This window comes from Anaerocolumna xylanovorans DSM 12503 (genome assembly GCF_900143645.1).
In the GTDB taxonomy this organism is placed as follows: Bacteria; Bacillota; Clostridia; order Lachnospirales; family Lachnospiraceae; genus Anaerocolumna; species Anaerocolumna xylanovorans.
The window spans coordinates 300361-322045 of the sequence record NZ_FRFD01000003.1; the positions used below are offsets into that span (position 1 = coordinate 300361).

Genomic DNA, 21685 nt, shown 5'->3' on the forward strand with positions numbered 1-21685 from the left:
GAACGAAAAATCTTTTGTGATTTTTTCAGGCCACACATTTTTCATGTCCTTCACTAATCCCAGGACACTTAAAACGAAAATGAACGAAAAAGACAGCAGATTTTTTAGGTCTGCTGTCGCTTATATAAGGAAGGAAAAATTTATTTTCAAAAGTTCGTTCAAAGCGGTGCTTTCTGTCCTGGGACTGGTAGAGGGACTTTTATGCCGCTCGAATCTTAATAAGGAGGTTCGCTTATGAACGAACAGATGAGATGTAAATATGGTACTGGCGGAGTTGACAAGAAAAACAGTGAAGGCTATCCCGACCCTACCGCATACGAGGCGCTGACAAACATCAAAAAGGAAGACAAGGTCTTCAAACCGCTCGTGTATATCTGCTCACCTTATGCGGGTGATGTAGAAAGAAACACTGAAAGAGCCAAGGTTTATAGCCGCTTCGCTGTTATCGAAAGAGATGCTATCGCTTTTGCACCACACCTACTTTTTCCTATGTATCTTTCGGATGATGATCCTGCGGAACGTGAGCTTGCACTTTTCATGGATATAGTCTTCTTAGGCAAATGCAATGAGTTGTGGGTGTTTGGTGAAAACATCACGAAGGGTATGCAGATGGAGATTGATAAAGCGAAGAAGCGCCATATGACTATTCGTTATTTTACCGAGGACATGGAGGAGGTTGAAACATGCAACTAACAATTTGTACTGCAAATTGCATCGGCAATCAAAAGAACTGCCTCTATCCAAATAGGAACGTTGTCACCTCGGCTGAAGAATTAAAAGAAGCCGCAAAGCTAGACCACGTTTGCGCGGAGTATAAGAACAACTATCGCAGTGCAGATAATTTCTTAAAGTCTGATGTCATCGTCATGGATTGCGATAATGATCACACTGAAAATCGGGATGAGTGGATAACGCCAGAGGCATTGGATGAAATTTTAACGGATATTTCATATGCGATTGCTCCCAGTCGTCACAATATGCTTTCTAAGGATGGAAAGGCTGCAAGGCCCAAGTTCCATGTTTACTTTTCTATAGAAGAACTAACAGATGCGGAAGGATATGTGGCTATAAAAAGAGCTATCCATGCTCAGTTCCCCTTCTTTGATGATAACGCTCTGGATGCAGCACGTTTTATCTATGGGGCTGATACCGGTGAAGTTATCTGGCATGAAGGTTGGCTCACGATTGATGAATTGCTGGAGAATGTTCCTGCGCCTACAAATACAGGTCGCAGCAATTCAATACCTGAAGGTCAACGCAACAATACTCTGTCTCGTTTTGCTGGCCGCGTTGTAAAGAGATACGGCAGCACAGATAAGGCCCATGAGATTTTTCTGGAAGAAGCCAAGAAATGTGATCCTCCTATGGATGATGAAGAACTTACAGCTATCTGGAATAGTGCTATTAAGTTTGCGAGGAAGGTGCAAGGTCAGGAAGGGTATGTTCCTCCAGATGACTACAATTCTGACTTTGACTCGCTGAGACCTTCCGACTTTTCTGATATTGGCCAGGCAAAGGTGCTTACTCGTGAATATGGCAATGAGCTCTGCTACACCGATGCCACAGATTATCTTCGTTTTAACGGTGAGTATTGGATGGAATCAAGGCAGCAGTCAGTAGGCGCAATGGAAGAGTTCCTCGATTTACAGCTTCAAGATGCCCTTGGCGAGGTGGAAAGCGCTCTTAATACCTTACTTGCTTTGGGTGAAAAGGAAGAAGATATCCTTGCTGGCGGTAAAAAGTATGAAGCTTCACTTTCAGGAGACCCATTAAAGGCATTTAAGAAGTATCAGTCAGCTATTGCTTATAGAACTTTTGTAATGAAGCGCAGGGATATGAAATATGTCATCTCAGCATTGCAGGCTGCAAAGCCAATGCTGGAAATCAAGGTGAGCGACTTAGACAAGGATGAGTTCCTACTTAATACACCGGGTGTTACGTTTGACCTTCGTAAGGGTCTGGCCGGTGGTCGTGCTCCAGAGGCAGCGGATTATATTACAAAGCAAACAATCGCTTCTCCGGGTGATAAGGGTGAGCAAATTTGGTTAGATGCTCTGAACACCTTTTTCTGTAATGACCAAAAGCTGATTGATTACGTTCAACAGATTGTTGGCCTTTCTGCAATCGGTAAAGTCTACCTCGAAGCTATCATTATTGCCTATGGTGGAGGCCGCAATGGTAAATCTACCTTTTGGAACAGCATCTCAAGGGTGCTCGGCTCCTACAGCGGTGCTATCTCAGCAGATACACTTACAGTTGGTTGCCGTAGAAACGTAAAACCTGAAATGGCAGAGCTTAAGGGCAAACGCCTCATCATTGCTTCCGAGCTTGAAGAGGGTATGCGCCTCAACACTTCAATTGTTAAACAGCTTAGCTCTACGGATGAAATCGAAGCTGAGAAAAAGTATAAGGACCCGTTCAAGTTTGAGCCTTCTCATACACTGGTGCTTTACACGAATCATCTTCCCAGAGTCGGTGCCAATGATGATGGCACCTGGAGACGACTCATCGTCATTCCCTTTAATGCAAGAATTGAGAATAAAAGTGACATCAAAAACTACGCCGACTACCTTGTTAAGAATGCAGGCTCGTACATCATGAGCTGGATCATCGAAGGTGCAAAGAAAGCTATTGAGGCTAATTACCATTTCAGTGTTCCCGCATGTGTTCAGGAGGCCATTGAAGCGTACAGAGAAAATAATGACTGGCTTGCTTCCTTTTTGGAGGATTGTTGCGAAGTGGATAAGAAATACCAGCAAAAATCCGGAGAGTTTTATCAGGAATACCGTGCCCATTGTGGGCGCAACGGTGAGTACACAAGAAGTACAACAGATTTCTATACTGCTTTGGAGACTGCTGGGTTTGAACGTAAAAAGACCAAAACAGGTAGCTTCATTTATGGCGTGCGCTTAAAGGAGGAAGAGTTTCTAAGTTGAGTTGCACCGAGTAGCACTGACCTAATATGGTGACGGTCAGTTACGGTCATATATAGAACTTCGCATTAGAGAAAAATTTATAAAAAATTCTTTATATAAGAGGTTTATGAGTAGACCTTCACAGACCGTCACCAATTTTGATGGAGATATAGCGATGAGAGAAAAAGAAATAGAAAAGAAGTTAACTTTGGAAGCAAAAAAGCGTGGCGGGCTGGCGGTGAAGTTTGTATCTCCTGGCTTTGATGGTATGCCGGATAGAATCGTTCTAATGCCTGAAGGAAAGATGGCCTTTGTTGAGGTTAAGGCTCCTGGTAAGCGCCCGCGCCCATTACAGATGGCAAGGCACAAATTACTTAGAGCATTAGGCTTTTTAGTTTTTGTACTAGACGACGAGAGTCAGATTGGAGGGATTTTAGATGCAGTACAATCCACATGACTACCAAAAGTATGCTATCAGTTATATCGAATCACATCCGGTATCGGCAGTACTGCTTGATATGGGTTTAGGAAAAACAAGTATCGCTCTTACTGCAATAAATGACCTGCTGTTTGATTACTTCGAAGCCCATAAGGTGTTAGTGGTAGCACCACTTCGTGTAGCAAGAGATACCTGGCCTGCTGAAATTGAAAAATGGGATCATCTATCCGACCTTATCGTTTCTGTTGCAGTAGGAAGCGTCACTGAAAGGGTTCAAGCGTTAAAAGCTGCAGCCGATATCTACGTAATCAATCGTGAGAATCTTTCCTGGCTCATTGATGAGAGCGGACTGACCTTTGATTTCGATACAGTTATAATTGATGAGCTTTCTTCCTTCAAAAATCATCAGGCCAAGCGCTTTAAGTCTTTTATGAAGGTGCGTCCTAGAGTAAAACGCATTATTGGAATGACAGGAACACCAAGCAGCAATGGACTAATGGATTTATGGGCAGAGTTCAAGTTGCTTGACATGGGTGTAAGACTTGGAAGGTTCATAACTGCGTTTCGTACCAACTACTTTATGCCGGACAAAAGAAATGGCCAGATTATTTATAGTTACAAGCCTCTTCCCGGAGCAGAGAAATGTATCTACAAGAAAATTTCCGATATTACAATTTCAATGAAGTCTACTGATTATCTTAAGATGCCTGAATTGGTTAGTAGTGAATACACAGTTATGCTTTCTGAAAAAGAGGCAGAACGCTATGACGAATTAGCAAGAGACCTTGTACTTACGCTTCCTGATGGTGAGGTTACTGCTGGAAATGCTGCAGCACTTTCCAACAAGCTCTGCCAGATGGCTAATGGTGCAATTTATATCGACAGCGGAGAAACTCAGGTCATCCATAATCAGAAATTAGATGCATTGGAGGACATTATTGAAGCCGCTGCCGGAAAGCCAATACTTGTGGCCTATTGGTATAAGCATGACTACGAAAGAATCGTAGAAAAGCTTCGTAGTATAAAGGTTCCATTTTCTAAGCTGGATACCGCTGAAAGTATTCGAAGGTGGAACAACGAGGAAATACAAGTAGGTTTAATTCATCCGGCATCTGCAGGACATGGCTTAAATCTTCAGGCTGGTGGCTCTTGTATTGTGTGGTTCGGTCTTACTTGGTCATTAGAATTATATCAACAGACAAATGCTAGGCTCTGGCGTCAGGGCCAAACAGCTGAAACGGTTGTGGTGCAGCACATCGTTACCAAAGGTACTATTGATGAGCGTGTCTTGAGGGCTCTTTCCTTAAAGGATAAAAGCCAGTCGGCGCTTATCGAAGCTGTTAAAGCTGATCTGCAAATGAGAGTCAAATAGAGACAATCCGTGCCAATCCGAGAAACAAAAACTTGGAGGTGCGATATGGAACTATATGAAAGTTTAGCGAATGCGATTATAGTACAGGCAGTCAAGGATTACCGGGAAGCCTTACAGCGTTTGGACCGTCACCCGGAGAAAAATGATTACAAAGCTGAGGTTAAATCTCTTGAGCGTTTCTTCTGTTCCGGCTGGTATCAGATACTAACCGATCTTGACGGTAACCTCTTAATGCGCAAGGTACGAGAAAAATTGGAGGTGGCTTGCCTATGACTGCTAAAGAATATCTGTCCCAAGCCTATCGTTTGGACCAGCGTATCAACAGCAAGCTGGAGCAGGTTGCTTCGTTGAATGATCTGGCAACCAAATGCACGACCACGCTGACAGGGATGCCACGTAATCCCAATCATGGTACATCTATGATGGCCGACGCTATTTGTAAAATCATTGATCTTCAGAACGAGATCAACAGAGACATTGATCGCCTTGTGGATCTAAAGGGTGAAATAATAGGAGTCATAAAAGCGGTTGACAGTTTGGAGTGTCAGACGCTCTTAGAGCTACGATACCTATGCTTTAAATCGTGGGAACAAATTGCAGTGGACCTGGGATATAATGTACGCCACGTTTATCGACTGCACGATGTTGCCACCTCACTGATTAAACTTCCTGAAACAAGTCAGTGAATGTCACTGTTTGTCAGTGTGGTTCGTGTGTTACTATTACAATAGAGAAATAGAATTCCAAAGGCCATCGTGGAGAGATCTGCGGTGGCTTTTGTTATGCCCTGAAAGTGAGGTGAACCAATGCCCTACAAACCTAAGCGTCCCTGTGCTTACCCCGGCTGCGGTCGGCTTGCTGTACGCGAGCAATACTGTGCCGAGCATCAAAAAGCGATGGATAAACATTACAACCAGTATGAACGTGACACTGCTTCTAACAAGCGATATGGTCGTGCTTGGAAGCGTATCCGTGACCGTTACATCAAGTTGCATCCTCTTTGTGAGGAGTGCGAGAAGCAAGGCAAGCTCACACCTGCCGAAGAGGTACACCACATCCTTCCACTCTCCAAGGGCGGCGGCAATGAAAAGAGCAATCTCATGGCTCTTTGCAAATCCTGCCACTCTAGAATTACTGCCGAGAGCGGTGACCGGTGGGGGCGGTCAAATCTCTAAAACTATTTTAAGCGGACAGCGGCGTGGGGCTTCGTGTTAAAAAACGCGGTTTCAAACGAGGGAATAGCCCCAACCCTGCTAAGTGAGGTGAAAATATGGCGAAAGACGGTACAAATCGAGGCGGCGCTCGTGTAGGTGCAGGTGCGAAAAAGAAGCCCCTGACTGACAAAATCGCCGAAGGCAATCCAGGAGGCAGAAAACTAACCGTGATGGAATTTAAGGATACGGCAGACCTGAAAGGACTTGAAATGCCCGAGCCAAATAAAATGCTCGAAGCTATACAAAAAGACGGCAAAGCACTGGTTGCAGGAGAAATCTACAGAAATACATGGCAGTGGCTAAACGAACGTGGATGTGCAGCTCTAGTAGAGCCTCAGTTATTGGAACGTTATGCCATGAGCGTGGCTCGTTGGATTCAATGTGAGGAAGCTGTCACAGAATATGGCTTTTTAGCAAAACATCCGACTACGGGTAATGCCATTCAAAGCCCCTATGTGGCAATGGGTCAGAATTACATGAACCAAACCAATCGGTTGTGGATGGAAATCTTCCAGATCGTTAAAGAAAACTGTACAGGAGAATACAACGGCGCTAGCCCGCAGGACGATGTAATGGAACGTTTGCTCATGGCAAGGCGAGGAAAATAAAACAGATAGGAGGAAGTCTTATGCAGATAGAAAAACTGAAAACTGAACTGTTGATCCCAGCCGACTATAATCCTCGTAAAGATTTGAAACCCGGTGACCCGGAATATGAAAAGCTAAAACGCTCCATCGAGAAGTTCGGTTATGTTGAACCCGTTATATGGAATAAGACTACATCTCATGTTGTCGGTGGCCACCAGCGTTTGAAGGTGCTGCTTGATATGGGCATCACCGAAGTCGAGTGTGTGGTTATTGAAATGGATGAGGAAAAAGAAAAGGCCCTCAACATCGCCCTCAATAAGATCAGCGGTGATTGGGATAAGGATAAGCTGGCTCTCCTCATTGCGGATTTGCAGGGAGCGGACTTTGACGTGTCCCTCACCGGCTTTGAGCCTGCCGAACTTGATGCGCTTTTTAAGGATTCGCTCAAGGACGGTATTCATGATGATGACTTCGATGTGGATGCTGAACTGCAAAAGCCTGCACTCACCAAGCATGGCGATGTCTGGAAGCTTGGGCAGCACAGGCTCGTCTGCGGTGACTCCACTAAGGCTGATACATTTACATTACTGATGGACGGGAAACTTGCAAACCTTGTTGTAACCGACCCTCCGTACAATGTCAACTATGAAGGTTCGGCGGGTAAAATCAAAAACGACAATATGGGAAATGAAGCATTCTACAATTTTCTGCTTGAGGCGTTTAAGAACACCGAGGCAGCAATGGCAAAGGATGCTTCTATTTATGTATTCCATGCAGATACTGAAGGCTTGAATTTCAGAAAGGCATTCTCTGAAGCAGGTTTCTACCTTTCCGGTACTTGTATCTGGAAAAAGCAGTCGCTTGTTCTCGGACGCTCACCTTATCAATGGCAACATGAGCCTGTTCTTTTCGGCTGGAAGAAGTCTGGAAAGCACAACTGGTATGCTGATCGTAAGCAGACCACCATCTGGGAATTTGAGAAGCCGAAGAAAAACAACGACCATCCCACTATGAAACCCGTGGCGCTGGTAGCATACCCGATTCTCAACTCAAGCCTGACCAACTGCATCGTGCTTGATCCTTTTGGAGGCTCAGGTAGTACACTCATCGCCTGTGATCAGACTGAGCGCATTTGCTACACTGTTGAGCTTGATGAAAAGTATTGTGATGTCATTGTAAAGAGGTATATTGAGCAGGCTGGAAGCACGGATGGTGTATTTCTATTGAGAGGTGGTACCGAATACAAGTATCAAGATCTGCAGGAAGTAAATGCTGACGACTAAACTTCATTCTACACAAATACCGCTAATCAATAGAAACAGTTTCTATACAGAAATATGCTCGAAATGACTTGCTATTTACAGCGTTCAGAGTGATATATGTAATACCGAAAAAGAAAGGCGGTATGAAAAATGCAGATTAATTATAATGTTACAGGCGCACAACGAAAATCACTGGTAGGAGCAATCAGCCAGGAATTAAATGCTCCGACAAAATACCTCGGTGCACCAACCTTCGCTTACGAGGTTGGTGGCTATCACATCGACAAGAACGGGATACTTAGAGGAACTGACAATCCTGGTCTGGTTGCTGATCTACATGGATTGCACGACTTCAAGGCAATTACTGAAGAATACGACACTCCCCTCCCGGAAGCAGAGCCTGTACCGGACGATGTTCAAATTCCTTACGAAGCCGCTCTTGGTGGCAGAGTCAGTCCTTACAGCGATTACGAGGAACCACCCGTTTATGGGGAACCCGAGCAAGGTGATGCACTCGAAGCCAACCATTTGACTATTGAGATGCCAAGGTCGGCTTTCACAGATATGGCTCTTGAAAATCTTAAGAGGTTGATTGAAAGCAAATCGTCACTAATCAAAAAAGCTCTCGGTACTGATTGCACCCATATCATTACAGGTGAAGAAACTATCAGCTTCCCTTGGTTTCAAGGAGAGATGACTTCAGATGAGGTCAAAGCCTACACCCATTTTGTTACTGCGCTCTGCGAGATGGCAAAAACACAGCAAAGGGTCAATGCTACCGAAAAGCAAGTGAAAAATGAGAAGTATGCTTTTCGATGTTTCCTCATCCGGCTTGGTTTTGTTGGCACTGAATACAAGATGGAACGCAAAATCCTGCTAAAGAACCTATCAGGCAATAGCGCCTTTAAGAATGGCGCTCCGATTAAAGCTGAGGAGGTAACGACTGATGAATAACTTTCCTTCAAGGGAGACGGTGGAACGCCTCCGTAAGCAATACCCATCTGGCACACGAGTGGAATTGGTACACATGAACGACCCTTATTCTAAACTAAGGCCCGGCGACCAAGGAACCGTGGACTTCGTGGACGACACGGGTACAATTTTCTGCTCATGGGATATCGGTTCCTCCCTCGGCGTTGTGTACGGAGAGGATGCGGTGCGTAAGCTGTAACGGTATCTGGTTTCGTAGAAACACACCCATAAATTGATGTGTTTTATTTCTCGGATTTCGCTTGCTATATAAGCCTTTTAGAGTGATATATGTACATGCGGAAAGCGCAAAACTTACACATTCAGGAGGAAAACCACATGTTTACAAGCAGATTCGGGATTGAGATTGAGTTTACAGGCATTACAAGAAACGACGCGGCCAAGGTTGCAGCCGACTTCCTAAACGGAACGGTTACACACACCGGCGATTATTACGATACCAAGAAGGTAACGGCCCCGGACGGACGGGTTTGGAAGTTTATGAGTGACGGCAGCATCTCCTGCCAAAAGAAACAAGGCCGCCAGAAGGTAGCTGCCACCCGCGATTATAGCGTTGAGCTGGTAAGCCCCATATTAACCTACCGCGGGGACATTGAAATACTTCAGGAATTGGTCAGACAGCTTCGTCACGCTGGCGGATTTGCAAACAACTCCTGCGGAATTCACATACACCTTAACGGCTCGGATCATTCACCGAGGAGCATAAGGAACTTCATGAACATCATCGCCAGTAAGAATGACCTTTTTTACAAGGCTTTGCAGATAGCACCTGAACGAATGAGTTACTGCAAAAAGATGGATAGCCTCCTGGTCGAGAAAATAAACCGACGCAAACCGAAAACGATGGAAGCCATAGAGAGCCTTTGGTACGAGGGCTACAGCGAAAGCACCAGCCGCCACTACCATTCAAGCCGATACCATTTTCTTAACCTGCACAGCTTTTTCACCGGCAATCATACGGTCGAGCTTCGAGGCTTCAACAGCGAGCTACACGCAGGTAAGGTAAGAAGCTACATTGTTCTCGCCCTTGCTCTCAACCACCAGGCACTCACACAGAAATGCGCCTCGGCAAAGAAACCGCAAGCTGAAAATGAAAAGTTCGCAATGCGGACCTACCTAAACCGCATCGGTTTCATCGGCGAGGAATTCGCAAACTGCCGGGAGCACTTGACCGCTCACTTAGACGGCTCGGCGGCTTGGCGATTTCGGGCAGCCTGAACGGTTGCCCCGCAAAAATAAGGAGGACAAAGACAATGAATAAAACATTCTATCTCGCCTATGGCTCAAATCTTAACCTTGAGCAAATGGCGCACCGTTGCCCCACAGCAAAACCTGTCGGGCCGGTAGTTTTGAAGGACTACCAGTTATTGTTTCGAGGGGCACACGGCGGCTCTGTGGCGACCGTGGAACCTTTTAAAGGCAAGATAGTCCCATGCTTGCTGTGGGAGATTACCCCGGCTGACGAAGCGGCACTCGATCGCTACGAGGGTTTTCCGTTCCTCTACCGAAAGGAAACAGTCAAAGTCAAACTTGGCAAAAAGAACGTAGAAACTATGGTTTACATCATGAATGAAGGTCGACCACTCGGCACTCCAAGCTGCTATTATTACAGCGTTATCTTAGATGGCTACAAGACTGCAGACTTCGATATCGGTATTCTAAAACAGGCTGTCGAGGATTCTAAGGAGGTCGAAAATGGATAAGAAGATAAAGGAACAGATTCTCGCCATCCGCGCAACAGGTGAAACGAACATGTTTGATGTGCCGAAAGTGAAGGAGATCGCTATGAGAGAGGGATACGCTGAGTTGCTTGTTTATCTCGCGGATAACACTGGTGCATATGCCCGTTTTATTCTGACTGGCGAAGAGAAATAAATACTAAACACAGAGAACAGTGCCTAAAACGGCTCTGTTTCTCGTACAGAAAGATTTAGAAGGCTTGCTTAATGCAGGTCTATTTTTATGCTCGGAAGGAGGCGGCGGATATACGAAAACTCAAGAAATACACACCAACCCGGTTTAAGTCGGCTGATTCGATCTATGATAAATCCTCCGCCGATTATGCCGTTGCTTTTATCGAAGCCCTCTCACATACCAAAGGCACGTGGGCGGGAAAGCCTTTTGAACTGATCGATTGGCAGGAAAGGATAATTCGTGATGTATTCGGAACTCTGAAGCCGAACGGCTACCGGCAGTTCAACACAGCTTATGTAGAAATACCGAAGAAGATGGGAAAAAGTGAGCTAGCGGCGGCTGTTGCCCTGTTGCTCACCTGCGGAGATAATGAGGAACGCGCTGAGGTTTACGGATGCGCTGCTGACCGCAACCAGGCATCCATTGTTTTTAACGTGGCAGCAGATATGGTGCGAATGTGTTCGGCTCTGTCCAAACGAGTGAAAATTCTCGACTCTATGAAGCGGCTCATCTATCAGCCGACAGGCAGTATTTATCAGGTGCTTTCAGCTGATGTTGGAAACAAGCATGGCTTTAACACCCATGGTGTGGTGTTTGACGAGCTTCATACCCAGCCAAACAGAAAATTGTACGACGTTATGACCAAGGGCAGTGGTGATGCAAGAATGCAGCCGCTGTATTTCCTTATAACTACTGCTGGCGACAACCAGAACAGTATCTGCTGGGAGGTACACCAGAAGGCCCTTGATATTATAAATGGCAGAAAAAATGATCCCACCTTTTATCCCGTTATATATGGGGCCGATCCTGAAGATGACTGGACAGATCCAAAAGTGTGGAAGAAAGCAAATCCATCTTTGGGAATCACCGTCAGCATGGATAAGGTTAAAGCAGCATTTGAATCAGCAAGGCAAAACCCGGCTGAAGAGAACAGCTTCCGACAGCTTCGTCTCAATCAATGGGTAAAGCAGGCTGTGCGCTGGATGCCAATGGACAAATGGGATGCTTGTGCTTTTAACGTTGATACAGAAGCTCTAAAAGGGCGCGTCTGCTATGGTGGGCTTGACCTCTCATCATCGACCGATATTACGGCTTTCGTGCTGGTGTTTCCGCCATTGGATGAGGATGATAAATACATGGTTATGCCGTTCTTCTGGATACCTGAGGACAACATTGATTTGCGTGTTCGGCGTGACCATGTAAATTACGATGTGTGGAAAAAGCAAGGGTTTCTTAAAACCACGGAGGGCAACGTGGTTCACTATGGCTTTATAGAAAACTTTATAGAAGAGCTTGGTACAAAATATAACATTCGAGAAATTGCCTTCGACCGCTGGGGCGCAGTACAAATGACACAGAATCTTGAAAACCTTGGTTTTACAGTGGTTCCGTTCGGTCAAGGTTTTAAAGATATGTCTCCACCTACCAAAGAACTGATGAAGCTAACCTTGGAGCAGAAGATTGCTCACGGTGGTCATCCGGTACTGCGGTGGATGATGGATAATATATTTGTCCGTACCGACCCTGCCGGAAATATCAAGGCAGATAAGGAAAAGTCCACTGAGAAGATTGACGGCGCGGTAGCAACCATCATGGCACTAGACCGCGCCATCCGATGTGGTAACGGCAGTGGCGGAGAATCGGTGTACAACGAAAGGGGGTTATTAATATTATGAGTATATTTTCAGGGCTGCTTCGTTCCCGCGACAAACCCCAAAACCGTGTGGGTAGCGCGTTTTCATTCTTGTTTGGCGGCACCAGCAGTGGCAAAACAGTAAACGAGCGAACGGCTATGCAGACCACCGCGGTTTATGCCTGCGTAAGAATATTGGCCGAAGCAATCGCTGGACTGCCTTTACATGTATACAGATACCGCTTGGATGGTGGGAAGGAACGCATCGCACAGCACCCACTGTACTATCTTCTTCATAACGAACCTAACCCTGAGATGACTTCATTTGTGTTTCGAGAAACACTGATGAGTCATCTTTTACTTTGGGGCAATGCTTACGCGCAGATTGTCCGAAACGGTCGCGGCCAGGCTGTTGCGCTTTACCCACTGCTACCCAACAAAATGGAAGTCGGTCGTGCTCAAAACGGTGAGCTGGTCTACACCTATTACCGTGATGTTGACGAAAGCGGACTAAAGCCTAAAGGCGGCTATGTTACGCTCCGCAAGGATGAGGTGCTTCACATACCCGGTCTTGGTTTTGATGGGCTTATTGGCTACAGCCCCATAGCAATGGCCAAGAATGCGATCGGCATGTCACTTGCCACTGAGGAATACGGTGCTGCGTTCTTCGCTAACGGTGCAAATCCCGGCGGTGTACTGGAGCATCCCGGTGTAATCAAGGATATCCAGCGAGTCAAAGATAGCTGGAACAGCGCTTATCAAGGAAGCGGTAACGCTCATAGAGTTGCCGTACTGGAAGAAGGCATGAAGTTTCAGGCCATTGGCATCCCACCAGAGCAGGCGCAATTTTTGGAGACACGTAAATTCCAAATTAACGAGATCGCACGTATCTTCCGTGTGCCGCCACACATGGTGGGTGACCTTGAGAAATCCAGCTTCTCCAACATCGAGCAACAATCGCTGGAGTTCGTAAAATACACACTTGATCCATGGGTAGTTCGCTGGGAGCAGAGCCTTCAGCAATCATTAATTCTGCCTTCAGAGAAAACGTCGCTGTTCATCAAGTTTAACCTAGATGGATTGCTTCGAGGTGACTACCAAAGCCGCATGAACGGTTATTCAGTTGGAAGGCAAAACGGATGGATGTCTGCTAACGACATCCGTGAACTGGAGGATATGAACCGCATCCCAGCTGAGGAGGGCGGTGATTTGTATCTGGTGAACGGCAATATGCTCCCGCTCTCACAGGCGGGCAATTTTTATGAAAAGGAGGCTAAAGGCCAATGAGAAAATTCTGGAACTGGGTGCGAGATGAAGCCACCGAAGAGCGCACCCTCTACCTCAACGGAGAAATCTCCGATGAGACCTGGTGGGGCGACGAAGTAACACCAAAGCTATTCAAGGATGAATTGATGGCTGGCTCTGGCAATGTCACTGTGTGGATCAACTCGCCCGGTGGTGATGTTTTCGCTGCTGCGCAGATCTATAACATGCTAATGGAGTATACCGGAAAAGTCACCGTGAAGATCGACGGATTGGCAGCAAGTGCAGCATCAGTTATCGCTATGGCAGGTGGCGATGTATATATGTCGCCCGTTTCCATGCTGATGATCCATAATCCTTCGACCATTGCTATCGGCGACAGTGAGGAAATGCTCCGAGCCAAAGCCTTGTTAGATGAGGTCAAGGAGAGCATCATCAACGCATATGAACTGAAATCCGGGCTATCCCGTACGAAGCTATCGCATCTCATGGATGCGGAAACGTGGATGAATGCGAATAAAGCCATTGAACTTGGCTTCGCTGACAAAATCATGTTCACGGAAGGTGAAGATCGTATCCCTCTTGATACAGGGCAAGGACTTATATTCTCCCGTGCGGCTGTGTGCAACTCCCTGCTTGGCAAAATGCCCAAAAAGCCAAAACCGAAAACAGGTACCCCGATTGAGTCGCTGGAAAAGCGGCTCTCTTTAATTTCACACTAATTTGAAGGAGGAAATTACAATGAGTAAGATTCTTGAATTGCGCGAAAAGCGCGCTAAGGCTTGGGACGCAGCAAAGGCGTTCCTTGATACGAAACGTGGTGGTGACGGGCTTTTGTCCGCAGAGGATACCACTACTTACGAGAAGATGGAAAACGACGTCGTGGCATTAGGCAAAGAAATTGAGCGCCTTGAGCGTCAGGCCTCTATCGATTTGGAACTCTCCAAAGCTACCAGCAATCCCATTACAAACGCTCCATCCAAAGGAGCTGAAGAAAAGACTGGTCGTGCATCGGCCGAATACAGGAAAGCGTTCTGGAATGCTATGCGTACTCGTGCAGGTGAAGGACTTGATGTAAACGTAAGAAATGCCCTGCAAATAGGTACAGACACCGAGGGTGGTTATCTCGTACCTGACGAGTTTGAGCGTACGCTGGTGGAGGCCCTCGAGGATGAGAACATCTTCCGTTCACTGGCCAATGTTATCACCACATCTTCCGGTGATAGGAAAATTCCAGTCGTAGCTACCAAAGGCACTGCTTCATGGGTCGATGAAGAAGGCATTATTCCAGAGAGTGATGACAGCTTCGGTCAGGTGTCTATTAGTGCCTATAAACTGGCAACCCTGATCAAAGTCTCTGAGGAGTTGCTGAACGATTCCGTGTTCAACCTCGAAGCCTATATCTCCAAAGAGTTTGCAAGGCGTATCGGCAACAAAGAAGAGGAAGCCTTCTTCACTGGTGATGGCTCCGGTAAACCAACAGGCATCCTTGCCGCTTCAGGCGGTGCCCAAATCGGTGTAACTACCGCAGGTGCTACGGCAATCACTATGGATGAGGTGCTCGACCTGTTCTACTCGCTGAAGGCGCCTTACCGTAACAGGGCTGTATTCGTTATGAACGATGCTACTGTAAAGGCAATACGTAAACTAAAGGACGGTCAGGGCCAGTACCTTTGGCAGCCTTCACTTCAGGCAGGTACGCCTGATACCATCATGAATCGCCCTCTGTACACCTCGGCATATGTGCCAACTATTGCTGCGACCGCCAAGAGCATCGTATTTGGTGACTTCAGCTATTACTGGGTAGCCGACCGTCAGGGACGTATGTTCAAGAGATTAAATGAGCTTTATGCAGTCACCGGGCAGGTAGGTTTCGTAGCTACCCAGCGTGTGGACGGTAAGCTGATACTGCCGGAGGCTATCAAGGTTCTCCAGCAGCACGCATAAGGAGGGCTGACCTATGAGTTATAACTCAAAGAACTATATGGAACAGGGCGGCGAAAAGTGGATCATCGGTGGCACACTGGAAGTCCTGCCGGGAGCCTCGGTAACGGGGCTTCCTGCTGCAGAGAATCAAGCGAATAGCACTACCACCGATGTCGCTGGTCTGGTCACGGACTTCAATGCTCTTCTCACAAAGCTAAAAGCAGCGGGTTTGATGGCGGCAGACGAATAATGACCGGAAGGAGGCGGATGGCATGACAACAGATAATCTTCTCCCTAAAGTAAAAGCGAACCTGATCCTGGCACATGATGCAGACGACGGCCTTCTGCTGCATTACATCAAAGCCGCCGTCTCCTACGCGGAGAGTTACGAACATGTCGCTGAGGGTTATTACACTGAAAACACTATGCCGCCCACTACTGAACAGGCAGTAATCATGCTGGCGAGTCATTTCTACGAAAGCAGAGATGGTTCGACGGCTGGTTTTTTTGCCGATAGCGTGCAGGCAGGCCAGCAAGTATGGAATACGGTGAACCTACTGCTTAGACTCAACCGGGATTGGAAGGTGTAGATTATGAGCTTTGGAAAGATGAACACCTTTATAGACGTTATAGAGACAGTAACGATAAAAGATCCGGAGGGTTTCAGCACTGAGATTGACAATATTGTTGCTTCCATCAAAGCATATCGGGAAGGTCGGCACGGCACCGAAATGTGGGCGAACAGAGCCGCATTTTCAGAAGCCACCGACCTTTTCCGTTTCCGCTGTATTCCCGGTGTCACCGTTACAACCACAATGCATATTGCTTGTGAAGACGGACGATTTGAAATCACCTCGGTGGAGGATGTCAAAGGTCGTGGAATGTACATTGAAGTACTCGCCAAGGAGGTGAAGCCCAGTGGCTAAAGTAACTATGAAAATGCCGGAGGACTTTCTTCTGAAGGTTTCCCGGTTGAACGATAAAACAGATGAAATCATCCCTCGTGTGCTTGAGGTTGGCGGTGAGATTGTGCTTGATAAGGTAAAGTCTAATCTAAATTCAGCGGTTGGTCGTGACACAAAGTATCCTTCGCGTTCCACCGGCGAGCTTGCAGCAGCATTGGGGGTTTCACCCGCTTTACAGGATAGAGATGGCAACTACAACGTTAAAGTAGGCTTTTCCGAACCACGTCGTGATGGAAGCAGCAATGCAAAGATAGCGAATATCATCGAATACGGAAAATCGGGTCAACCGGCAAAACCATTCTTAAAGCCCGCGAAAAGCACCAGTAGAAAGCCGTGCATCGAAGCGATGAAAGCAAAGCTGGATGAGGAGGTAAATAGGATATGAGTCTACTTTCTGATTTAAGCGAGATACTGCAACCTCTTAATATTTCTATTGAAACGGGTGTGTTCAGCGGTGTACCTCCTGACGAATATCTAGTCTTTATTCCTCTTACGGACATTTTCGAAGTTCACGCGGATAACCGCCCCGGCTTTGATGTGCAGGAAGTGAGGATATCACTTTTCTCAAAAGGCAATTACTTAGAGCGGAAAAGGCAGATTACTACGGCTTTGCTGAATGCGGATTTCACTATAACAGAACGACGGTATATCGGACACGAAGACGATACCGGATATCACCATTATGCCATTGATGTGGCAAAAAACTATGGATTGGAGGAATGACACATGGCAACTATCGGTCTTGACAGGCTGTACTATTCAAAGATAACCGAAGATTCTAGCGGAGTAGAAACCTATGCTGTACCTTCGGTGCTTGCTAAAGCTATTACCGCCGAGCTCTCGGTGGAACTGATTGAGGCGATTCTATATGCGGATGACGGTGCCGCAGAGGTTGTAAAAGACTTTAATAGCGGTACGCTCACCCTCGGCGTGGATGACATTGGCCCCACTGTAGCGGCAGATCTAACCGGAGCATCCACCGATGACAACGGTGTGCTGATCTCCGCTAGTGAGAATGTGGGTACACCCGTTGCTGTGGGTTTTCGAGCGCAAAAGGCCAACGGAACATATCGTTATTTTTGGCTTTATCGCGTAAAATTTGGCCTACCCGCAACAAACCTGCAGACAAAGGCGGATTCTATCACCTTCTCTACACCAACCATCGAAGGAACGGTTATGCGTAGGAACAGATTGGACGGCATGGGCAAACACCCATGGAAAGCGGAGGTCACCGAAGGCGACGCAGGCGTCTCTTCCGCTACTATCACCGGTTGGTTCACTGAAGTTTACGAGCCTGTCTACACACCGGAACCGTAGGAGGATTGAACTATGGATATTGAGAGAAGCGCAGCAATCAACATCGGCGGTAAAGACTATGAACTGATTCTGACCACACGTGCAACAAAAGCGATTGCCGGTCGTTATGGCGGGCTTGAAAACCTCGGAGAAAAACTCATGAAATCCGAGAACTTCGAGATGGCCCTAGACGAGATCGTTTGGCTAATCACACTGCTGGCAAACCAGTCAATCTTAATTCGCAACCTTAAAAATAGGAACATGCCAGAGGATTTGCTCACCGAGGAAGAGGTGGAACTTCTCACTTCACCGCTTGACTTAGCGGCATATAAAAATGCAATTACCGAGGCGATGTTCAAAGGTACAAAGCGCAATGTAGAAAGTGAGGAGGAAACTCCAAAAAACGTGGAAGTCGGGTAACGGACGCTGAAGTCTTTACCCGGCTTCTTTACTATGGAACAGTTCAGATGGGTATGGATGCAGAGGAATTCTGGCTCATGCCCATCGGACTGTTCTTTGATTTATGGACCTGCCACAAGCAATGGCACGGAATTGAAAAGCCGAAGAAAACCCGGACAATTGATGATATTATCCCGCCGGGTATATAGGAGGAGGTGAAGATATGGCGGACAATTTTGGCTTAAAAATAGGCGTTGAGGGTGAGCGTGAATTTAAGAACGCTCTTTCTGAAATCAATCAGTCATTTAAGGTGCTCGGCAGCGAAATGACCCTTGTAACCAGCCAGTTTGATAAAAATGATAAATCCATACAATCGGTTACCGCTCGGAATGCGGTTCTGAATAAAGAAATTGACGCACAGAAAGATAAGATTGCTACTCTTAAAGCTGCTCTTGATAATGCCTCCACCTCTTTTGGCGAAAATGACCGCCGTACGCAGAATTGGCAGATTCAGCTGAACAAGGCACAAGCGGAACTCAATGGTATGGAACGTGAACTTGAGCAGTCCACAATCGAAGCTGATAATCTCGGTGCAGAATTAGAGGATTCGGGTAAAAGTGCAGAAGATGCTGGTGGCAGGTTTGATAAGCTCGGTGGTGTACTCAAGGGAATCGGTGTAGCAATGGGTGCTGTTGCCGTTGCCGCAGGAGCCGCTGCTATTAAGTTAGGCAAAGAAGTAGTCACGCAATTTGGAGAGTTGGAGCAAAACTTGGGCGGATCAGAGGCGGTTTTCGGCGCATACGCTGCGTCTATTCAGAAAACCGGTGAAGAAGCCTATAAAAATCTGGGTATCTCTCAAAGCGAGTATCTTGCTACTGCCAATAAAATGGGTGCGTTGTTCCAAGGTTCTGGTATACAGCAACAGAAAAGCCTTGAACTTACCGAAAAAGCTATGCAACGTGCCGCAGACATGGCATCCGTTATGGGAATAGATATGTCTACTGCGATGGAGGCTGTCACAGGTGCTGCAAAGGGCAACTTTACCATGATGGATAACCTCGGTGTTGCTATGAACGCTACAAACATCCAAGCCTACGCTCTCGCAAAGGGTCTGGACTTTACTTGGAATACCGCAACACAAGCGGAAAAAGCCGAAGTTGCAATGCAGATGTTTTTTGAGAACACCGAGCAGTATGCGGGCAACTTTGCGAAAGAATCAACTCAGACCATTTCTGGTTCGATTGGATTGTTACAAGCTGCGGTTGGCTCTTTTACAGCAGGACTTGGCAATGCCAATGCGGATATGACAAATCTGACTGAGAATCTTGTTGATGCTTTCGAGGCAGTTGTCACTAATATCGTACCGGTTTTAGAGAATATAGTAGCAGCATTACCGACAGCGACGGGCGCAATTTTAGCAGCGGTGGCAGACTTGCTCCCAATGCTTCTTGAATTAGTGACAAATATATTCAAGCAGGTACTGGAGGCTATTTTGAACCTTTTACCTGAACTTATCCCAGCGGCGGTTAGTGCTCTAATGACAATTGTCGGAACGCTGATTGATAATCTTCCATTGCTCATAAATGCAGCAATCGAACTGGTCACCGCGCTTGTGGATGGTATTGGCATAGCTTTACCTAAGCTCATACCCGCAGCAGTTTCGGCTGTCACGAAGATTGTTCAAGGTTTGATTGAGAACCTGCCAATGCTGCTTGATGCGGCTTTGCAGTTGATTATAGGATTAGCGCAGGGATTGGTGGACGCGATACCTCAGCTTGTTTCTGCCTTGCCTGTCATCATCGAAGCACTGGTGGATTTTCTAATAGAATCCATTCCAGAGATTATCGATGCGGGTATTCAATTGCTCACTTCACTGGTGACAGCATTGCCTACCATCATTACGGCAGTTGTGGAAGCAATCCCGCAAATCATAGACAGTATTATTAATGCAGTCATTGGGTCGATTCCCCTGATTATTGATGCAGGCATCCGGCTTTTGATATCGCTAATTCAGGCACTTCCTCAGATTATTAATACTGTTGTAGCCGCGATTCCAAAGATCATAACCTCACTGGTAAATGCTATTGTAGGTAATATCGATAAGATCATCCTGGCCGGTGTTCAGCTTTTTGTGGCATTGATTGCAAACCTGCCAAGGATAATTGTGGAGGTTGTTAAGGCAGTTCCGCAGATCATCTCAGGACTCGTCAGGGCCTTTACCGGTTATATAAGCTCAATGGCCCAAGTGGGTGGCAATCTGATTAAGGGATTGTGGAATGGTATTTCGGACGCGGGTGCATGGCTGTGGAGTAAGATCTCAGGATTTTTCGGTAATGTGGTATCGAAGATCAAGAACTTTTTTGGTATCAACTCTCCCTCAACCCTGTTTGCTGGAATTGGTCGCAATATGGGCGAAGGCATCGGTGTGGGCTTCGAGGATGCAATGACAGCAGTTTCAAGGGATATGCAAAATGCGGTACCTACAAACTTTGATTTGAATTACAGAGGATTATCCGGGCAAGGCAGCACCAATGGAACAAGCATTACACAAAATCTCTCGGTGGTGACACCAAGGGCTCTATCTGAAAAAGAACTGGCACGGGAGTTCAAAAACCTCTCCCGTAAGCTGGCACTTGAATTATAAAGGAGGTCTGACTATGGAACTTACTTATATTAATGCCGATGGCAGAAGTATTACACTTAAACAAAGCCGCCCGTATTTCCTTACCAAGATAGACGGCACAGGCAACATACGTCAGACTGTTAACACCTTCAAGGCACCAGATCAGGACGGTGCTTTTTATATTTCCTCTACACTGGATATGCGAAACATCATACTGGAGGGTACGATCGTAGCAGATACACCTGACGAGGCTTTTTCGCGACGACAGCGCTTCTTTCAGATATTTAGCCCTAAGCTGAATGGAACACTCATTTATCGTGAACGGCAAATTGCCTGTGTTGTAGAGGAAGCGGGCTTTACCGTTTCCACAAGGCAGCGAATACCCAACTTTTTTGTCAGTCTCCTCTGCCCGTCTCCCTTCTTTGAGATGCTTAATGAAGTGCGTGAGGAACTGGCATCTTGGATACCTTTATTAGAGTTTGAACTGGAAATACCTGAAAGTGGCATGGAGTTTGGAATGCGTCAGCTAAGCCAGATCATCACGGTGGACAACATCGGTGATGTTTCTTGTGGATGCGAGATAGTATTCCAGGCGCTGGGAACGGTAATAAATCCAGAACTATTAAATATTGATACCGGGGAATACATTCGCCTTCTCACTACAATGAATGCTGGTGATGAACTTCGTGTATATACCCATTTCGCTGGTAAGCGTGTGGTCAGTGTCAACGGTTCTGTGGTAACGAATGCTTTCTCCTTGTTGGACACCGATTCGGTATTTTTCCAGCTTGCTGCAGGCATTAACACTTTGCGCTACGATGCTTCAGTCAATATGGAACTGCTGGAAGTTAGCATTTACTATCGTCCGCAGTTTCTGGGGGTGTGAA

Annotated in this window: 28 protein-coding genes; all 28 read left to right on the top strand. The window is 46.5% G+C overall.

Annotated features, from left to right (window positions below; all coding sequences use genetic code 11):
* Nucleotides 1-234 precede the first annotated feature (234 nt).
* Nucleotides 235-693 carry a DUF7768 domain-containing protein gene (locus tag BUF11_RS01350; protein WP_242952291.1) on the top strand — a complete coding sequence of 153 codons (459 nt, stop codon included), beginning with the start codon at nt 235-237 and terminating at the stop codon, nt 691-693.
* Nucleotides 684-2936: a phage/plasmid primase, P4 family gene (locus tag BUF11_RS01355; protein WP_073587010.1), complete on the top strand. Its 2253-nt coding sequence runs from the start codon at nt 684-686 to the stop codon at nt 2934-2936. Before BUF11_RS01350 ends, BUF11_RS01355 begins: the two co-directional genes overlap by 10 nt.
* Nucleotides 2937-3090: 154 nt before the next feature.
* Nucleotides 3091-3372, top strand: a complete 282-nt coding sequence (locus BUF11_RS01360; protein ID WP_073587856.1) for a VRR-NUC domain-containing protein — start codon at nt 3091-3093, stop codon at nt 3370-3372.
* Nucleotides 3353-4726, top strand: coding sequence for a DEAD/DEAH box helicase (locus BUF11_RS01365; protein WP_073587011.1), 1374 nt, complete (start codon nt 3353-3355; stop codon nt 4724-4726). Before BUF11_RS01360 ends, BUF11_RS01365 begins: the two co-directional genes overlap by 20 nt.
* A 45-nt stretch (nt 4727-4771) precedes the next feature.
* Nucleotides 4772-4999 carry a hypothetical protein gene (locus BUF11_RS01370; RefSeq protein WP_073587012.1) on the top strand — a complete coding sequence of 76 codons (228 nt, stop codon included), beginning with the start codon at nt 4772-4774 and terminating at the stop codon, nt 4997-4999.
* Nucleotides 4996-5412: a hypothetical protein gene (locus BUF11_RS01375; protein WP_073587013.1), complete on the top strand. Its 417-nt coding sequence runs from the start codon at nt 4996-4998 to the stop codon at nt 5410-5412. Before BUF11_RS01370 ends, BUF11_RS01375 begins: the two co-directional genes overlap by 4 nt.
* Nucleotides 5413-5622: 210 nt before the next feature.
* Complete coding sequence (locus tag BUF11_RS01380; protein ID WP_330393857.1) at nt 5623-5901, top strand: HNH endonuclease signature motif containing protein; 279 nt, start codon at nt 5623-5625, stop codon at nt 5899-5901.
* 95 nt (nt 5902-5996) lie between these two features.
* Nucleotides 5997-6548 carry a P27 family phage terminase small subunit gene (locus BUF11_RS01385; RefSeq protein ID WP_073587015.1) on the top strand — a complete coding sequence of 184 codons (552 nt, stop codon included), beginning with the start codon at nt 5997-5999 and terminating at the stop codon, nt 6546-6548.
* 20 nt (nt 6549-6568) lie between these two features.
* Entirely contained in the window at nt 6569-7810 is a 1242-nt protein-coding gene (locus BUF11_RS01390) for a site-specific DNA-methyltransferase (protein WP_073587016.1), read from the top strand.
* Between the two features lie 129 nt (nt 7811-7939).
* Nucleotides 7940-8743 (top strand): virulence protein, encoded by an 804-nt coding sequence (locus BUF11_RS01395; protein ID WP_073587017.1) that lies wholly within the window; start codon nt 7940-7942, stop codon nt 8741-8743.
* Nucleotides 8736-8960: a DUF4314 domain-containing protein gene (locus BUF11_RS01400; RefSeq protein ID WP_073587018.1), complete on the top strand. Its 225-nt coding sequence runs from the start codon at nt 8736-8738 to the stop codon at nt 8958-8960. The genes BUF11_RS01395 and BUF11_RS01400 overlap by 8 nt, the downstream gene beginning before the upstream one ends.
* A 137-nt stretch (nt 8961-9097) precedes the next feature.
* Entirely contained in the window at nt 9098-9997 is a 900-nt protein-coding gene (locus BUF11_RS01405; protein ID WP_073587019.1) for an amidoligase family protein, read from the top strand.
* A gap of 35 nt (nt 9998-10032) precedes the next feature.
* Nucleotides 10033-10482, top strand: a complete 450-nt coding sequence (locus BUF11_RS01410; RefSeq protein WP_073587020.1) for a gamma-glutamylcyclotransferase family protein — start codon at nt 10033-10035, stop codon at nt 10480-10482.
* The gene (locus BUF11_RS01415; protein ID WP_073587021.1) at nt 10475-10654 is read left to right on the top strand and encodes a DUF5049 domain-containing protein; all 180 of its coding nucleotides are present in this window, start codon (nt 10475-10477) and stop codon (nt 10652-10654) included. Before BUF11_RS01410 ends, BUF11_RS01415 begins: the two co-directional genes overlap by 8 nt.
* A 71-nt stretch (nt 10655-10725) precedes the next feature.
* Complete coding sequence (locus BUF11_RS01420; protein ID WP_175561965.1) at nt 10726-12369, top strand: terminase large subunit; 1644 nt, start codon at nt 10726-10728, stop codon at nt 12367-12369.
* The gene (locus BUF11_RS01425; RefSeq protein WP_073587022.1) at nt 12366-13613 is read left to right on the top strand and encodes a phage portal protein; all 1248 of its coding nucleotides are present in this window, start codon (nt 12366-12368) and stop codon (nt 13611-13613) included. The genes BUF11_RS01420 and BUF11_RS01425 overlap by 4 nt, the downstream gene beginning before the upstream one ends.
* Nucleotides 13610-14311, top strand: coding sequence for a head maturation protease, ClpP-related (locus BUF11_RS01430; RefSeq protein ID WP_073587023.1), 702 nt, complete (start codon nt 13610-13612; stop codon nt 14309-14311). Before BUF11_RS01425 ends, BUF11_RS01430 begins: the two co-directional genes overlap by 4 nt.
* A gap of 19 nt (nt 14312-14330) precedes the next feature.
* The gene (locus BUF11_RS01435) at nt 14331-15536 is read left to right on the top strand and encodes a phage major capsid protein (protein WP_073587024.1); all 1206 of its coding nucleotides are present in this window, start codon (nt 14331-14333) and stop codon (nt 15534-15536) included.
* Nucleotides 15537-15549: 13 nt separating this feature from the next.
* Nucleotides 15550-15765, top strand: a complete 216-nt coding sequence (locus tag BUF11_RS01440) for a head fiber protein (protein ID WP_073587025.1) — start codon at nt 15550-15552, stop codon at nt 15763-15765.
* 22 nt (nt 15766-15787) lie between these two features.
* Nucleotides 15788-16105: a head-tail connector protein gene (locus tag BUF11_RS01445; protein ID WP_073587026.1), complete on the top strand. Its 318-nt coding sequence runs from the start codon at nt 15788-15790 to the stop codon at nt 16103-16105.
* A gap of 3 nt (nt 16106-16108) precedes the next feature.
* Nucleotides 16109-16441: a head-tail adaptor protein gene (locus BUF11_RS01450; RefSeq protein ID WP_073587027.1), complete on the top strand. Its 333-nt coding sequence runs from the start codon at nt 16109-16111 to the stop codon at nt 16439-16441.
* Nucleotides 16434-16865 carry an HK97 gp10 family phage protein gene (locus BUF11_RS01455; RefSeq protein WP_073587028.1) on the top strand — a complete coding sequence of 144 codons (432 nt, stop codon included), beginning with the start codon at nt 16434-16436 and terminating at the stop codon, nt 16863-16865. Before BUF11_RS01450 ends, BUF11_RS01455 begins: the two co-directional genes overlap by 8 nt.
* Complete coding sequence (locus tag BUF11_RS01460; RefSeq protein WP_073587029.1) at nt 16862-17203, top strand: hypothetical protein; 342 nt, start codon at nt 16862-16864, stop codon at nt 17201-17203. The genes BUF11_RS01455 and BUF11_RS01460 overlap by 4 nt, the downstream gene beginning before the upstream one ends.
* A gap of 3 nt (nt 17204-17206) precedes the next feature.
* Nucleotides 17207-17797 (top strand): major tail protein, encoded by a 591-nt coding sequence (locus BUF11_RS01465; RefSeq protein ID WP_073587030.1) that lies wholly within the window; start codon nt 17207-17209, stop codon nt 17795-17797.
* 12 nt (nt 17798-17809) lie between these two features.
* Nucleotides 17810-18196, top strand: coding sequence for a hypothetical protein (locus tag BUF11_RS01470; RefSeq protein WP_073587031.1), 387 nt, complete (start codon nt 17810-17812; stop codon nt 18194-18196).
* A gap of 47 nt (nt 18197-18243) precedes the next feature.
* Nucleotides 18244-18384 (top strand): hypothetical protein, encoded by a 141-nt coding sequence (locus tag BUF11_RS24210; RefSeq protein ID WP_175561966.1) that lies wholly within the window; start codon nt 18244-18246, stop codon nt 18382-18384.
* A gap of 14 nt (nt 18385-18398) precedes the next feature.
* Nucleotides 18399-20819: a phage tail protein gene (locus BUF11_RS01475; RefSeq protein WP_073587032.1), complete on the top strand. Its 2421-nt coding sequence runs from the start codon at nt 18399-18401 to the stop codon at nt 20817-20819.
* Between the two features lie 13 nt (nt 20820-20832).
* Entirely contained in the window at nt 20833-21684 is an 852-nt protein-coding gene (locus BUF11_RS01480) for a phage tail family protein (protein ID WP_073587033.1), read from the top strand.
* Nucleotide 21685: the final 1 nt, after the last annotated feature.

What these genes read in the sequence shown, in the direction of transcription:
- BUF11_RS24210 (WP_175561966.1), top strand. Translation starts at nt 18,244, where the DNA reads ATGGGTATGGATGCAGAGGAATTCTGGCTCATGCCCATCGGACTGTTC.
- BUF11_RS01420 (WP_175561965.1), top strand. Translation starts at nt 10,726, where the DNA reads ATGCAGGTCTATTTTTATGCTCGGAAGGAGGCGGCGGATATACGAAAA.
- BUF11_RS01465 (WP_073587030.1), top strand. Translation starts at nt 17,207, where the DNA reads ATGGCAACTATCGGTCTTGACAGGCTGTACTATTCAAAGATAACCGAA.
- BUF11_RS01425 (WP_073587022.1), top strand. Translation starts at nt 12,366, where the DNA reads ATGAGTATATTTTCAGGGCTGCTTCGTTCCCGCGACAAACCCCAAAAC.
- BUF11_RS01355 (WP_073587010.1), top strand. Translation starts at nt 684, where the DNA reads ATGCAACTAACAATTTGTACTGCAAATTGCATCGGCAATCAAAAGAAC.
- BUF11_RS01350 (WP_242952291.1), top strand. Translation starts at nt 235, where the DNA reads ATGAACGAACAGATGAGATGTAAATATGGTACTGGCGGAGTTGACAAG.
- BUF11_RS01390 (WP_073587016.1), top strand. Translation starts at nt 6,569, where the DNA reads ATGCAGATAGAAAAACTGAAAACTGAACTGTTGATCCCAGCCGACTAT.
- BUF11_RS01370 (WP_073587012.1), top strand. Translation starts at nt 4,772, where the DNA reads ATGGAACTATATGAAAGTTTAGCGAATGCGATTATAGTACAGGCAGTC.
- BUF11_RS01440 (WP_073587025.1), top strand. Translation starts at nt 15,550, where the DNA reads ATGAGTTATAACTCAAAGAACTATATGGAACAGGGCGGCGAAAAGTGG.
- BUF11_RS01400 (WP_073587018.1), top strand. Translation starts at nt 8,736, where the DNA reads ATGAATAACTTTCCTTCAAGGGAGACGGTGGAACGCCTCCGTAAGCAA.
- BUF11_RS01475 (WP_073587032.1), top strand. Translation starts at nt 18,399, where the DNA reads ATGGCGGACAATTTTGGCTTAAAAATAGGCGTTGAGGGTGAGCGTGAA.
- BUF11_RS01365 (WP_073587011.1), top strand. Translation starts at nt 3,353, where the DNA reads ATGCAGTACAATCCACATGACTACCAAAAGTATGCTATCAGTTATATC.
- BUF11_RS01380 (WP_330393857.1), top strand. Translation starts at nt 5,623, where the DNA reads ATGGATAAACATTACAACCAGTATGAACGTGACACTGCTTCTAACAAG.
- BUF11_RS01480 (WP_073587033.1), top strand. Translation starts at nt 20,833, where the DNA reads ATGGAACTTACTTATATTAATGCCGATGGCAGAAGTATTACACTTAAA.
- BUF11_RS01410 (WP_073587020.1), top strand. Translation starts at nt 10,033, where the DNA reads ATGAATAAAACATTCTATCTCGCCTATGGCTCAAATCTTAACCTTGAG.
- BUF11_RS01375 (WP_073587013.1), top strand. Translation starts at nt 4,996, where the DNA reads ATGACTGCTAAAGAATATCTGTCCCAAGCCTATCGTTTGGACCAGCGT.
- BUF11_RS01360 (WP_073587856.1), top strand. Translation starts at nt 3,091, where the DNA reads ATGAGAGAAAAAGAAATAGAAAAGAAGTTAACTTTGGAAGCAAAAAAG.
- BUF11_RS01435 (WP_073587024.1), top strand. Translation starts at nt 14,331, where the DNA reads ATGAGTAAGATTCTTGAATTGCGCGAAAAGCGCGCTAAGGCTTGGGAC.
- BUF11_RS01385 (WP_073587015.1), top strand. Translation starts at nt 5,997, where the DNA reads ATGGCGAAAGACGGTACAAATCGAGGCGGCGCTCGTGTAGGTGCAGGT.
- BUF11_RS01470 (WP_073587031.1), top strand. Translation starts at nt 17,810, where the DNA reads ATGGATATTGAGAGAAGCGCAGCAATCAACATCGGCGGTAAAGACTAT.
- BUF11_RS01415 (WP_073587021.1), top strand. Translation starts at nt 10,475, where the DNA reads ATGGATAAGAAGATAAAGGAACAGATTCTCGCCATCCGCGCAACAGGT.
- BUF11_RS01395 (WP_073587017.1), top strand. Translation starts at nt 7,940, where the DNA reads ATGCAGATTAATTATAATGTTACAGGCGCACAACGAAAATCACTGGTA.
- BUF11_RS01430 (WP_073587023.1), top strand. Translation starts at nt 13,610, where the DNA reads ATGAGAAAATTCTGGAACTGGGTGCGAGATGAAGCCACCGAAGAGCGC.
- BUF11_RS01460 (WP_073587029.1), top strand. Translation starts at nt 16,862, where the DNA reads ATGAGTCTACTTTCTGATTTAAGCGAGATACTGCAACCTCTTAATATT.
- BUF11_RS01445 (WP_073587026.1), top strand. Translation starts at nt 15,788, where the DNA reads ATGACAACAGATAATCTTCTCCCTAAAGTAAAAGCGAACCTGATCCTG.
- BUF11_RS01450 (WP_073587027.1), top strand. Translation starts at nt 16,109, where the DNA reads ATGAGCTTTGGAAAGATGAACACCTTTATAGACGTTATAGAGACAGTA.
- BUF11_RS01405 (WP_073587019.1), top strand. Translation starts at nt 9,098, where the DNA reads ATGTTTACAAGCAGATTCGGGATTGAGATTGAGTTTACAGGCATTACA.